General features: G+C 69.6%; 13 protein-coding genes. 7 read left to right on the top strand and 6 right to left on the bottom strand.

Annotation, left to right across the window (positions count from 1 at the left end; all coding sequences use genetic code 11):
* Window positions 1–115 precede the first annotated feature (115 nt).
* Window positions 116–361, top strand: a complete 246-nt coding sequence (locus ACFLIM_RS44760) for a hypothetical protein (protein ID WP_393175945.1) — start codon at window positions 116–118, stop codon at window positions 359–361.
* Between the two features lie 2 nt (window positions 362–363).
* Entirely contained in the window at window positions 364–864 is a 501-nt protein-coding gene (locus ACFLIM_RS44755) for a PIN domain-containing protein (RefSeq protein ID WP_393175943.1), read from the top strand.
* Window positions 865–1,110: 246 nt separating this feature from the next.
* On the opposite strand, the gene ACFLIM_RS44750 is transcribed toward ACFLIM_RS44755, so the two are convergent.
* The 6 genes from ACFLIM_RS44750 to ACFLIM_RS44725 all read right to left on the bottom strand — a co-directional run bounded on the left by ACFLIM_RS44750 (window position 1,111) and on the right by ACFLIM_RS44725 (window position 7,160).
* Window positions 1,111–2,319 (bottom strand): M24 family metallopeptidase, encoded by a 1,209-nt coding sequence (locus ACFLIM_RS44750; protein ID WP_393175941.1) that lies wholly within the window; start codon window positions 2,317–2,319, stop codon window positions 1,111–1,113.
* Between the two features lie 35 nt (window positions 2,320–2,354).
* Window positions 2,355–2,474: an NAD(P)-binding domain-containing protein gene (locus ACFLIM_RS44745; protein WP_393175939.1), complete on the bottom strand. Its 120-nt coding sequence runs from the start codon at window positions 2,472–2,474 to the stop codon at window positions 2,355–2,357.
* Between the two features lie 67 nt (window positions 2,475–2,541).
* Window positions 2,542–3,282 carry an ABC transporter ATP-binding protein gene (locus tag ACFLIM_RS44740; protein ID WP_449291499.1) on the bottom strand — a complete coding sequence of 247 codons (741 nt, stop codon included), beginning with the start codon at window positions 3,280–3,282 and terminating at the stop codon, window positions 2,542–2,544.
* A complete protein-coding gene (locus tag ACFLIM_RS44735; protein ID WP_393175937.1) occupies window positions 3,283–5,040 on the bottom strand; it encodes a branched-chain amino acid ABC transporter ATP-binding protein/permease in 1,758 nt (585 codons plus the stop codon).
* Window positions 5,037–5,915: a branched-chain amino acid ABC transporter permease gene (locus ACFLIM_RS44730; RefSeq protein ID WP_393175935.1), complete on the bottom strand. Its 879-nt coding sequence runs from the start codon at window positions 5,913–5,915 to the stop codon at window positions 5,037–5,039. Before ACFLIM_RS44730 ends, ACFLIM_RS44735 begins: the two co-directional genes overlap by 4 nt.
* A gap of 3 nt (window positions 5,916–5,918) precedes the next feature.
* A complete protein-coding gene (locus tag ACFLIM_RS44725) occupies window positions 5,919–7,160 on the bottom strand; it encodes an amino acid ABC transporter substrate-binding protein (protein ID WP_393175933.1) in 1,242 nt (413 codons plus the stop codon).
* 136 nt (window positions 7,161–7,296) lie between these two features.
* Between ACFLIM_RS44725 and ACFLIM_RS44720 the strand changes: the two genes are divergently transcribed.
* The 5 genes from ACFLIM_RS44720 to ACFLIM_RS44700 all read left to right on the top strand — a co-directional run bounded on the left by ACFLIM_RS44720 (window position 7,297) and on the right by ACFLIM_RS44700 (window position 12,184).
* Window positions 7,297–8,160: an ABC transporter substrate-binding protein gene (locus ACFLIM_RS44720; RefSeq protein WP_393175931.1), complete on the top strand. Its 864-nt coding sequence runs from the start codon at window positions 7,297–7,299 to the stop codon at window positions 8,158–8,160.
* Window positions 8,157–9,188, top strand: coding sequence for a LacI family DNA-binding transcriptional regulator (locus ACFLIM_RS44715; protein ID WP_393175929.1), 1,032 nt, complete (start codon window positions 8,157–8,159; stop codon window positions 9,186–9,188). Before ACFLIM_RS44720 ends, ACFLIM_RS44715 begins: the two co-directional genes overlap by 4 nt.
* A gap of 137 nt (window positions 9,189–9,325) precedes the next feature.
* Complete coding sequence (locus tag ACFLIM_RS44710; protein ID WP_393175927.1) at window positions 9,326–10,051, top strand: TetR/AcrR family transcriptional regulator; 726 nt, start codon at window positions 9,326–9,328, stop codon at window positions 10,049–10,051.
* Between the two features lie 98 nt (window positions 10,052–10,149).
* Complete coding sequence (locus ACFLIM_RS44705) at window positions 10,150–11,529, top strand: APC family permease (RefSeq protein WP_393175925.1); 1,380 nt, start codon at window positions 10,150–10,152, stop codon at window positions 11,527–11,529.
* A 22-nt stretch (window positions 11,530–11,551) separates the two neighbouring features.
* On the top strand, window positions 11,552–12,184 hold the full coding sequence (locus ACFLIM_RS44700) for a GOLPH3/VPS74 family protein (RefSeq protein ID WP_393175923.1): 633 nt from the start codon (window positions 11,552–11,554) through the stop codon (window positions 12,182–12,184).
* Window position 12,185 lies beyond the last annotated feature (1 nt).

The following is a 12,185-nucleotide window of genomic DNA, read 5'->3' as shown; positions in this document are numbered from 1 at the left end:
CCAAGCCGGTCCGGTTCAGCCACTAGCGCAGGTGACCCGGCTCTGCGTAAATGCAGAAAAGTGCATCCGCTATGCAATTCTCATGCTATCCTGCAGAAAGTGGAGGTGGTGAGTCATGGCGACCAAGACAATCGGGTTCGCAGTGGGCGACGAGGATCGGGCTGACCTCGACGAACTGGTCGAGTACTTCGGACAGGGCAATCGGTCCGCCTACCTTCGGGCGACCATCAGGATCATGAAATCCGTGAAGCTGGCCGAGGAGCTTCGGGATCTGCAGGCCTACGGCCAGGGCAGGGTCGGCGAGCAGGGCATGACGTTGGAAGACATTCCGGAAATCACTCGGCGGATATTGAAGGGATAGCCGTGGCCGACCCCGTATCCGTGGTTTTCGACGTGAACGTCCTGGTCGGAGCGGCTGCGGGCGGCAACAGCCCCTTCCGATCATGGCCATCCCCGCCGCCCACGTCCGGAAACCCGTACGCGGACTGTCTCGGCATCATTGTCGATGCGGCGGAGTTCGCTTTGTGGCTGTCGCCGCACATCCTGGAGAACACCGCTCGCGTCCTGGGCAAGGGGCTCCTCTGGGAGGAAGAGAAGATCGAGCAGTACCTGTCCGTGTTGATCAGGGTGGCCCGGCACAGCGGCGGGGAGACCGTAGATCCGCCTCAAGTCGTATCCGACTGCGCGGACTGGGAGGACAACCGAATTCTCGACGTGGCCGCGCATGTCGGCGCTCTGCTGGTCGTCTCCGAAGACACGGACCTGACGTCGATGTCGCCTTGGCGGGGGACGCCGATTCTCCGACCGCGTGAGTTCGCCGCAAAAGTCGACGGCATGCGACGAACCCGCCGCAGGTCCCGCTGAAGGCAAGTCGGGTGGTCCTGGCGAGATCGTCACAGTGCAGAATCGACCGTGTCAGCGAGAGCCCTTGGCTTCGAGCAGTTGCGGCGAACTCGCTGTGGGAAGACCTCCTTGATGGGCGCGCACGGTAGGCGGATTGCGGAAGCCGCTGGATCAGGGCCAAGTCACCGACAGGCTCGCGACGGGCGAGGAGTCGCCAGTGCCGCATCATGGCTCGGCTCTGCCCGTGGCCCAGGCCCACGCGGCGATTCAGTACGGGTTGGCAATCACCAGGTCCTGTGCCGGGAACAAGGTCAGCACCCGGCAGCCGTCCTGCGTGACCACGACCTCCTCCTCGATCCTGGCCGCCGAGAACCCGTCGCTCGCCGGGCAGTACGTCTCCAGCGCGAACACCATCCCGGCCCGCAACTCGATCGGCTCCCGCATGCTGTTGAGCCGCGAGATGATCGGCCGCTCGTGCAGCCCGAGCCCCAGCCCGTGCCCGAACTGCAGGCCGAACGCCGCCATCTCGTCCTCGAACCCGAACGAGGTGGCCTCCGGCCACACCGCCGCCACCTGGTCCGTGCCGACCCCCGGCTTGATCATGCCGATCGACGCGTCCATCCACTCCCGGGCCTTGGTGTACGCGTCCCGCTGTGAGGCGGTGGCGCTGCCCACGCTGAACGTCCGGTAGTAACACGTCCGGTAGCCGTTGAAGGAGTGGATGATGTCGAAGAACGCCTGGTCGCCGGGCCGGATCAGCCGGTCGGAGAAGTTGTGCGGATGCGGGTTGCACCGCTCGCCGCTGACCGCGTTGATCGCCTCCACCTGGTCGGAGCCCATCTCGTAGAGGCGCTTGTTGGCCAGCGCCACGATCTCGTTCTCCCTGATGCCGGGTTTGAGCGCCTCCACGATGTCCTGGTAGACGCCGTCCACCATGGCCGCGGCCTGCGTGAGCAACATGATCTCGTCGGGGGACTTGATCTGCCGCGCGTCCAGCATGAGCTGCTGCGCGTCCACCACCCGCAGCCCCTGCCGCTGCATCTCGAACAGGAACGGCGGCTCGACGATGTCCACGCCCACCGGGGCGTCGGCCAGCCCGGCGTCCGCCAGCAGGCCCTTGATCTGGCGGATCGCGTCGGCCATCAGCCCGGCAGTGGGGGCGATGGCGCCGCGCAGGCCCAGCATGCCCGCGTGGCAGTCGGCCGGGTCCAGCCACGGGCTGTAGAGCCGGTGGTGCCGGGCCGCCGAGCCGAAGTCCCACAGTTTCGGCCGGCCGTCGCGGGTGAGGAGGGCGTACCTGGTCATCTTGTCGCCGAGGGCGCCGCCGATCCAGGTCTGAGTGACGTACCGGATGTTGTAGAAGTCGAAGAGCAGGAAGGCGCCGCACTCGCTGGACTCCAGGGCGGCGCGGGCGCGGCGCAGCCGGTAGTCCCTGAGCCGGGGGAAGTCGACGCGCTGCTCGTAGTCGACCCCCATGTGGCCTGGTGAGGGTAGCGGCCCAACAGGCGCGGTCATGAGCCGAGCCCGTCGTCCACAGCCACGTCCACCCCGGCCTTGGCCAGCCGTTCGGCCATGGGCGCTCCCATCCGGCCGGTGCCGATCCAGCCCACCCGCTGTCGTGTCCAGGTCATCGGGTCTCGCCTTTCGCAAGCCGCTGGGCCAGCCAGTCGGCGCACCAGCCGCGCTCGTCCACCATCATCAGCTCTCATTCCTTTGGGCTGCCTTCGTCGGGATGCCGCCCAGGTAGAGCGACGCGATCTCGGGGTTGTCCCGGACTGCGGCGGCCGTGCCGGTGAGGCGTACCCTGCCGCCTTCCATCACCACGCCGTGCGTGGCCAGCCCGAGTCCGAGCCGGACGTTCTGCTCGACCAGCAGCACGGTGGTGCCCGCCCGGTTGAGCTCGTGGATGACCTCGGCGACCCCGGCCAGGCCACGCGGGTCGAGGCCGAGCGACGGCTCGTCGAGCAGGATCAGCCTCGGGTCGAGCATGAGGCACCTGGCGATCTCGACCATCCGCCGCTGGCCGCCGCTGAGATTGCCGGCGTGGTCGCGGGCCCGCTCGGCGACGATGGGGAGCCGCTGCCTGACCTGATCGAAGCGGTCGCGCAGGAGCCTGCGGTCCTTGCGGATCAGGTAGCCGCCCATGAGCACGTTCTCCTGCACAGACATGGCGGGGAACAGGGCGTGCGACTGCGGCACCTGGGCGATGCCCCTGCGCAGGATGTCGTCGGGGGCGCGCCCGCCGATGGGCGCGCCGTCCATGCGGATCTCGCCCTCGGTGGGGGCGAGCAGGCCGCTGATGACGCGCAGCACGGTGGACTTGCCGGCGCCGTTGGGGCCGACGACGCAGGTGATCGTGCCCGCCGCGCATTCGAGGTCGACGCCCTGGAGCACGCTGCCGCCGCCGTACCCCGCGACGACCGCCTTGAGCTGCAACATCTATCTCACCACCGGCAACCAGTCGTCCCCGAGGTAGGCGTCCAGCACCACCGGGTCCTCTCGTACGCGCCCCGGCGGCCCTTCGGCGATCAGCCGGCCGCCCGCGAGCACGGCGACCGGGTCGCACAGGTCGAGCACGAGCGGGATGTTGTGCTCGACGACGAGGAAGGTGACGCCGTTCGCGTTCAGCTCGCGGATCACGTCGGTGATGTGGCCGAGCAGGCTCGGGTTCACTCCCCCGGCGGGCTCGTCGAGCAGGATCAGCTTGGGTTCGAGCATGAGGACCTGGGCCAGCTCGACCAGCTTCTGCTGCCCGTACGACAGCGCGCCCGCCGGTTGTTCCGCGAAGCGGCCGAGGCCGACGAGGTCGAGCAGGTCGCGGGCGCGTTCGGCCTCGTGGCCGTGGACGGCGTCGGACCACATCGTGCGCCAGCGGGAGTCGGCCAGCGGGGCGACCACGTTCTCCCGTACGGTCATGTCCTTGAACAACCTGGTCACCTGGTACGACCGCCCGAGCCCGAGATGGCAGCGCCGCCAGGGCCGCAGCCCGTCGATGCGCCGCCCGTCGAACCAGATCTCGCCGGAGTCGGCCGGCAGACCCCCGGTGATCAGGTTGAACAGCGTGGTCTTGCCGGAGCCGTTCGGCCCGATCAGCGCCGTGATGGTGCCCTGGCGGACGTCCAGCGAGACGTCGTCCACCGCGGTGAGCCCGCCGAACCGCTTGGACACGCCACGGATCGACAGCAGGACCCCACCGGGTTCGGGAGGGGGCACCCGTTCGCGCACGGAAAAGGCCTGCTCGATGTACTCGATCTGCGCCGGATGCCGCCGGCGCCACCACGCCTCGACAGTCGGCAGCAGGCCCTTGGGCAGGAACAACACCACGAGCACGAGCGCGCCCCCGAACAGCAGCACCCGCGACTGCACCCCGCCCGCGTAGACGGTGGCCGCCTCGCTGACCAGGTTGACGGCGAACGCCCCCACCACGGGCCCGTACAGCGTGCCGCGCCCGCCGGCCAGCGCGGCGAGCACGATCGTCACGCTGCCCAGGATCGCGAAGGAGCCGACCGGATTGATGAACGTCAGGTAGTAGGCGTAGACGCCACCGGCCACCCCGATGAAGAACGCGCTCGCCGCGTAGGCGACCACCTTGAACCGCGTCGTGTCGACCCCGATGGAGGCCGCCTTGCCCTCGTCCGCCCTGATCGCCACCAGCCCCGTGCCGAACTTGGTGCGCCTGATCCACGCGCTGAACAACACCGTCAGCACCAGCAGCACGAGGAAGGCGTAGTAGAACGGGATGTTCTGGAAGTCGCGGTGCCAGAACGGCAGCTCCAGCGTGATCCCGTCCGAGCCGCGCGTGAGGCCCCTGGAGTTCACCGCGAGGATCTGCGCCGCCAGCAACATCGCGATCGTGATGATCACGAACGCGTGACCGCGGGTCCTGAGCACGACCGTGCCGATCAGCACCGCGATGACCGTGGCGGTCACCCCGCCGAGCGGCGCCACCCACAGCGGGTTGACGCCCCACCGCATGGCCAGGATCCCCACCGTGTACGACCCCAGCCCCAGGAACATGCTGTGCCCGAGCGAGATGTATCCGGCGTACCCGGAGATGATGTTCCAGCTCGACGCCTGGATCGCCAGCAGGAATCCGACCAGCAGCACCCCCTGCGGATAGGGCTGCCACGGGTTGACCACGGGGTAGACGAGCAGCACGACCAGGCAGGCCGCCGCGACGAGGTGCGCGCGCCTCATGCCGCGTCCTCCCTGAGCCGGGCCCCGAACAACCCCTGGGGCCTGACCAGCAGCACCGCCATGATCACCAGGTAGAACACCAGCGTGGACCAGCCCAGCGAGCCGTAGGTCGCGGTCAGCGTCTCGGCCAGCCCGAGGATGGCCGCCCCGGCCACCGCGCCCGGCAGGCTGCCCAGCCCGCCGAGCACCACGATCCCGAGCAGCCGCGAGATCCACTCGTAGTGCGACGCGGGAAAGAACGGATACAACACCGACAGGATGGACCCGCCCACCCCGGCCGTGGCGCTGCCGATCGCGAACGCCAGCGCCGCCGTGCCCGCCGCGCTCACCCCTACCAGCGCCGCCCCGGAGGGGTTCTGGGTGGCCGCCCTGATCGCCCGCCCCGTCCACGTACGGTTGAGCACGTAGTACAGGACGGCCAGCACCCCCATCGCCGCCAGGAACCCGAACACCTGCGCCTTCGGCAACGAGATCGACGCGACCCGGAACGACTCCTCGAAGTACGACGGGCTGGCGGACTTGAACTTGTTGCCCGCGGTGAGGTTCAGCACCCCCTCGATGACCAGCGCGAACCCGAACGTCAGCAACACCGACATCGACGGCGACGACCCGCGGATGCGCGAGACCAGCAGCCGGTAGGAGAGCCACCCGAAGCCGAACATCAGCGGCGTGGTGATCACCGATGCCACGATCGGGTCGATCCCGGTCCGGTTCCACAACCACCAGGTGACCATCGCCACCAGCACCAGGAACGCGCCCTGCGCCACGTTGATGATCCGCATCACGCCGAAGATCAGCGTCAGCCCGGAGGCCATCAGGGCGTAGACCCCGCCGATCAGCAGGCCCAGCGCGACCGCCTGGATGAGGTGCGCCATCGTTCACTTCCAGCCGGGCTTGGGGTTCACCACGGTCTTCGTCGTCGCCAGCTCGGGCGGACCGACCACCTCGACCTTGCCGGCCTGCCACTGGGCGAGCAGGAAGCTGCCCTTCGGCTCGCCGGTCGCCTCCCAGCTCAGCGGCCCGAGCAGGGTCTGCACGGTGTTGGCGTGCAGCCAGTCCCTGATCTTGTCCTGGTCGATCACGCCGGCCTTCTCGACGGCGGCCTGCAACACCTGCGCGGCGGCGAACGCGTCCGCCGCGTCCTCGGCGGGCGCCGCGTCGTGCGCCTTCCGGTACGCGGCCACGAACTCGGCGTTCAGCGGCGTGGTCGCCTTCTCGTTCCAGCTCACCGTGTAGAAGACGCCCTCGGTGTTGGCCATGCCCACGCCGTCGCTGTACTGGCTGGAGTTGCTCGGCGCGGAGGTCTGGAAGAGCAACTTCGGCGAGAAGTCGAGTTGCTTGAGCGAGCGCACCAGCCCGACGCCGTCCTCGAACACCGCGCCCTGGGCGACCAGGTCGGGCTTCCTGCTGGCCAGGGTGCTGGCGACGCTCTGGAAGTTCGTGGTGTCGGCCGGGTAGAGCTCGCTGTAGACGGTCTTCACGCCCAGCGCCTCGAGCTGCTCCTGCATCGACTTGATGACGGGCTGCGCGAAGGGGTCGTCCTGGCTCGGGTACGCGGCCGTCTTGGGACGCTCGCTCTCCGGCAGCGACTTGACCCAGTTCACGAACACGTCGGCCTGGCGCGGCGCGGTGGCCGGCTGGGCGAAGAACAGGTACTTGAAGCCGCGCGAGAACATGTCCGGCGCGCCGCCCGCGGGCTCCACGAAGACCATACGGTTCTTCTCGGCGACGGCTGATGCGGGGTAGTTCAGCAGTGAGGAGAACGTGCCGAGCAGCAGGTCCACCTTGTCCTGCGTGATCAGCTTGGTGTAGTCGGCGACTACGGTGTCCTGGTTGCTCGCGTCGTCGACGATCTTGAGCTCGACCTGCCGGCCCAGGACGCCCCCCTTGGCGTTCACCATGTCGCGCCAGATCTCGTAACCGCGCTTGGCCTCGCTGCCCGGCTGGGCGAAGTCCCCGGTGAGCGGCAGGGAGACGCCGATGACGATGGGCTTGCTCACCTCGCCCGCCTGGGTCTCCGACGGGCGTTGCCCGCAGGCCGACAGTGCCAGGGCGGCCACGACCGCCAGCGTCACGATCAGGCTCAGGCGTGCGGGTCGTCGGGGAGATGGTGCGGTCATGAGCCCTCCTTCGATGAACTTTTCCGCCGCGCGCCGATCGTTCCCCGCAAACGATTGCGCTGGCTTGGAGCATCCGTTTCAATGCAGTTACTGTCAAGGGCCCAACGCAAACGAGTGCATGAACTTGGAGGGGGACGTGACACGACACCTGACGGTGGGCGCCTTCAGCCCGTCCGTGCTGTTGCGCACCGCCCGCCGCCTCGGCCTGCTCCGCGGCGACGTCTCCGAGGAACCGGTGGCGTCCTCGCCGGCGCAGTTCCGCTCGTTGCTCGACGGCGCCATCGACGCCGCGCTGACCAGCCCCGACAACGTGCTCGCCTACCGCTTCGTCCCGGGCAACCCGCTCGGCCGGACCGCCGACGTTCGGATCGTCTCCGCCGTGGACCGCGGCCTCGGCCTGGCCCTCTACGCTCGCCCGGGCCTGACCTCGGCGGCCGAGCTGAAGGGCGAGCTGATCGGGGTCGACGTGCCGGACTCGGGGTTCGCGTTCGCGCTCTACGCGCTGCTCGACGGGCTCGGCCTGCGCCCCGGCGACTACCGACTCGCCGCGCTCGGCTCCACGCCGCGCCGCCTGGACGCGCTGCTGACCGGCGGCTGCGCGGCGACCATGCTGAACGCGGGCTCCGACCTGCGTGCGGAAGACGCGGGAGCGGTACGGCTGGCCGGCGTGCCCCGCCCGTACCTGGGGACGGTCCTGTGCGCCGTGGGCGCGGATCCGGCCGTGCGGGCCCTCGCCGGCGACCTGCGCGAGACCACCCGCACGATCCTGCGAGGCGAGGCCGACGACGTCGTCACGGAGGAGGCGGCCAAGGCGCTCGGGCTGTCACCGGCCACCGCAGCGCGCTACCTTCACCGGTTGACGGATCCCGACGAGGGCCTCGTCACCGATGGCCGCGCCGACGCGGAGTCGCTCTCCACGGTCATCGACCTGAGGCGCCGCTACGGCACGGCCCCCGGCAAAGACGTGCTCCCCGACCTGCTGGGAGAAGGCGGCCGATGACCAACCCCAACCCGTTGCCGGCCCCGACGCTCCGCGACGTCGCCGAGGCCGCCGGGGTGCACACCGCCACCGCCTCGCGCGCCCTGAACCCCAAGACCCGCCGGCAGATCAGCGCGGAGACGGCCCGCCGCGTCATGCGGGCCGCGGAGGCTCTCGGCTACCAGCCCAACTCGTTCGCCCGCGGCCTGAAGACCTCCCGCTCCAGCACCGTGGGCCTGGTCATCCCCGACCTCACCAACCCGCTGTTCCCCCCGATCGTCCGCGGCGTGGAGAGCGTGCTCGAATCCGACGGCTACAACGTCTGGATCGTCAACACCGACAACGACGACAACCGCGAACGCGCCAAGATCGAGTCGCTGCGCTCCCGCCAGGTGGAGGGCCTCATCGTCGCCACCGCCCGCCTGGAACACCCCCTGCTCCAGCAGCTGCACGAGCAGGGCGTCACCATGGTCCTGATCAACCGCCAGGTGGAGAACCTGCGGATCCCCGCCGTCACCGGCGACGACGCGACGGGCGTGGCGGCCGCGGTCCGCCACCTGGCGGACCTGGGCCACACCAGGATCGCCCACCTGTCGGGTCCCCTGTCCACCTCCACCGGCCACGTCCGGTTCCAGGCCTTCCGCCACGCGGTACGCGACCACGGCCTGCCCGACGACCTCATCGTGGAGTGCGCTCATTGGAGCGAGGCCGACGGCGCCACCGCCATGCGCGACCTCATGAGCCGGACCACCGGCTGCACTGCGGTCGTGGCCGGCAACGACCTGATCGCGCTCGGCTGCTACGACGTCTTCGCCGAACGCGGCCTGTCCTGCCCGCGGGACATCAGCGTCATCGGCTTCAACGACATGCCCTTCCTGGACAAGCTGCGCCCGCCGCTGACGACGGTCGCGGTGCCGCACCACGAGCTGGGGGCGGAGGCCGCGCGCATGCTCCTGGACTGCATCGATGAGCCGGACCGCCCGGCCCGCTCCCTCCTGCTCCCCGTCTCCCTGGTCGTCCGCGACTCCACGGCCCCGCCGCGACGATGATCGTCCACCGAGCACCGGCCACAGCTAGCGTGGCGGACACCTGAGAGCTGCCGCGAGGACCGCCACCACCGCTCCACGCACTGAGCCCGCAACCACGCGGTACGCAACTGCGTACGCCGTGCGCTAGCGTGGGCGGCATGCCAGCAGACGAGCAGCCGATCCCGTCGGTGTGGGCCCGCCCGCGCAAGGAGCGGGAGCAGCCGGCGCTGAGCCGGGAGCACATCGTGGCCGAGGCCGTCCGGCTGCTCGACGAGGAGGGCGTCGAGGCCCTGAGCATGCGTCGCCTGGGCAGCAGGCTGAGTGCCGGGGCCACCTCGCTCTACCGGCACGTGGCCAGCAAGGACGAGCTGTTCGAGCTGGCCGTGGACGAGGTCTACGGCGAGCTCCCCGTACCCGCCCCCGACGACACGGGAGACTGGCGGGCGAGCGTCGTGCACGTCGCCCGCGGCCTGCGCGCCACGATCCTGCGCCACCCCTGGCTCGCCGCCAAGCTCGGCGAGATGGGGCTGGCCTACCTCGGCCCCAACATGTTGCGGCAGTCCGAGCACCTGCTCGGCCTGTTCGAGTCGGCCGGCTTCCCTCTCGACGAGGCCGACCAGGCGGTGAACACGGTCATCGCCTACGTGCTCGGCATCTCGACCAGCGAGGCGGCCTGGTTGTCCATGGTCGCCCGCAGCGGCCAGAGCGAGCAGGAGTGGCTGGAGCGCCTGTGGCCCGCGGCCGAGCAGGCCGTCCAGGACTACCCGCGGCTGCGCGCCCGATACGCGGCGCAGCGCGGCGGCGACGCGACCAAAAGCAACGAGGACTCCTTCGAGTACGGCCTCCAGCGCGTCCTGGACGGCCTTCAGTCCCGCCTCGGCTGATCACCGGGCGGTTCCAGTCTTGCGACGTGGGGCCGAGCTACGGAAGGATCGCCCAGTCGAACCCCCCGCAGCTGCATGGCGTCATTGAGAGGCTTGTCGTGCGCACACAAGAAAATATCGAGCAGTTCGGTTACCGGCAGGAGTTACGTCGCGGGGTCGGGCTGACCGACCTCGTGTTCTATGGCTTGGTCTTCATGGTCCCGATCGCGCCCTTCGCGATCTTCGGTCTCGTCTACTCCCGCTCCGGCGGCATGCCGGTCCTGGCGTATGTCGTCGGGATGGTCGCGCTGCTGTTCACCGCCAATTCCTACGCGCAGATGGTCAAGGCGTTCCCGCTATCCGGCTCGGTCTACAACTACGCGGGCCGCGGCATCGCCCCGCCGGTCGGGTTCCTGACCGGGTGGATGATCCTGCTGGACTACATCCTCGTCCCGTGCCTGCTCTACCTCGTCGCGTCCATCGCCATGCACTCCAGCGTGCCGCAGGTGCCCGTCTGGGCCTGGCTGATCATCTTCGTGGCCGTCAACACGCTGATCAATCTGCGCGGTATCAGGATCACCGTCAAGCTCACCCGCGTGATGATCGTCGTCGAGCTGGTCGTCCTGGCGTTGTTCCTCATGATCGGCGTCTGGGCGCTCCTCCAGGGCAAGGGCAGCGGCTTCAGCCTCTCGCCGCTGTTCAACCCGGAGACGTTCTCCTGGCCGGTCGTCTTCGCCGCGGTCTCCGTGGCGGTGTTGTCGTTCCTCGGCTTCGACGGGATCAGCATGTTGGTCGAGGAGTCCACCGGCGGCTCGGCCCAGGTGGGCAGGGCCATGCGGCTGGCCCTGGTGCTGGCCGGCGTGTTGTTCATCACCCAGGTCTGGGTGGCCGCCCTGCTGGTGCCCGACCCCGCAGGGTTGCTGGTCAAGGACACCGGCACCGCGTTCTACGACGCGGCGGCCGTCGCCGGCGGCGAGTGGCTCAGGCACGTCACCACGACCGCCACCGCGCTCTCCTGGGGGCTGGCCAACACCCTGGTCGCCCAGGTCGCGGTGTCGCGCCTGCTGTTCGCGATGGCGCGCGACAGGCAACTCCCGTCCTTCCTCGCCAAGGTGTCGGTCAGGCACTCGGTGCCGGCCAACGCCATCGTGCTCATCTCGCTGCTCTCGGTGGGCCTGGGGGTCTGGATGTCCACCCGCGCCGACGGCGTGGACCTGCTCACGAGCCTGGTCAACATGGGCGCCATGGTGGCGTTCGTGGTCCTGCACGTGTCGGTCATCGTGCACTACTCGTTCCGCCGCGGCTCGAACAACCTCTGGTCGCATCTGCTCGCGCCGCTGATCGGGATGGGTATCCTCGTCTTCGTCGTGATCAACGCCAACATCCTGGCGCAGGTGGTGGGCCTGATCTGGCTCGGCGTCGGGGCCGTGGTGCTGATCGTCCTGTACGCCATGGGCCGCCGGCCGAGCGTGCAGGGCATGACCGCCGGACACGTGTAGCGAGCAAAGGACACCCGCCGCCATGAACCGGCTGCCGCTCCACCAGGACCTGTACCTCATCGCCCACGACCAGGCCGGCAAGCCCCTGATCCATCAGTCGTCGATGGAGCTCGGGCTGGCCGGCGCGGTGCTGCTCGAACTGGCGCTCGGCGGTCACGTCGCCGTCGCCGGGGGCCGGGCCGCCGCCTCGGTCCGCGGCTCCACCGGCGACACGATCGCCGACGACCTGGTCGCCCTCATCACGCGCGGCCACTCCGACGTCAGGTCCCTGATCAAGAAGGCGGCCGGCGGTCTCTACGACCGCACCCGCGAGGCCCTGCTCGCCTCCGGAGTGCTGGTACGGGTGAGCGGGCGGCGCATGGGCATGCTGCCGTACACGCGTTACCGGCTCGCCGACATCGCCTCGGTCGTACGGGCCTCTTCGGGGGTGCGCTCGGCGGTCGAGGGGTGGAAGCCGCCGGACGCGCGGTGCGCCGCGCTGTGCGGGCTGGTGGCGGTGTTGCGGCTGGAGGCGGAGCTCTACCTCGACCAGCCGGCGGGCCGGCTGGTCGGCCGCCTGCGCGAGATCGCCGCGGAGAGCTCGCCCGTGGCCGCGGAGCTGGTCGCGGTCGTCGACACGCTGGTCGGGGAGGCGGCCGTCGCCGTGTATCGCTGAC

Origin of the sequence: Nonomuraea marmarensis (assembly GCF_043197025.1) — a bacterium.
GTDB classification, from domain to species: Bacteria; Actinomycetota; Actinomycetes; order Streptosporangiales; family Streptosporangiaceae; genus Nonomuraea; species Nonomuraea marmarensis.
This window is presented reverse-complemented; position numbering and strand designations above follow the sequence as displayed.

Bases quoted from the DNA above. Each gene is read 5' to 3' on its own strand.
- ACFLIM_RS44750 (WP_393175941.1), bottom strand. From the start codon at position 2,319: ATGGGGGTCGACTACGAGCAGCGCGTCGACTTCCCCCGGCTCAGGGAC.
- ACFLIM_RS44725 (WP_393175933.1), bottom strand. From the start codon at position 7,160: ATGACCGCACCATCTCCCCGACGACCCGCACGCCTGAGCCTGATCGTG.
- ACFLIM_RS44700 (WP_393175923.1), top strand. From the start codon at position 11,552: ATGAACCGGCTGCCGCTCCACCAGGACCTGTACCTCATCGCCCACGAC.
- ACFLIM_RS44730 (WP_393175935.1), bottom strand. From the start codon at position 5,915: ATGGCGCACCTCATCCAGGCGGTCGCGCTGGGCCTGCTGATCGGCGGG.
- ACFLIM_RS44710 (WP_393175927.1), top strand. From the start codon at position 9,326: ATGCCAGCAGACGAGCAGCCGATCCCGTCGGTGTGGGCCCGCCCGCGC.
- ACFLIM_RS44760 (WP_393175945.1), top strand. From the start codon at position 116: ATGGCGACCAAGACAATCGGGTTCGCAGTGGGCGACGAGGATCGGGCT.
- ACFLIM_RS44735 (WP_393175937.1), bottom strand. From the start codon at position 5,040: ATGAGGCGCGCGCACCTCGTCGCGGCGGCCTGCCTGGTCGTGCTGCTC.
- ACFLIM_RS44715 (WP_393175929.1), top strand. From the start codon at position 8,157: ATGACCAACCCCAACCCGTTGCCGGCCCCGACGCTCCGCGACGTCGCC.
- ACFLIM_RS44745 (WP_393175939.1), bottom strand. From the start codon at position 2,474: ATGACCTGGACACGACAGCGGGTGGGCTGGATCGGCACCGGCCGGATG.
- ACFLIM_RS44740 (WP_449291499.1), bottom strand. From the start codon at position 3,282: ATGTTGCAGCTCAAGGCGGTCGTCGCGGGGTACGGCGGCGGCAGCGTG.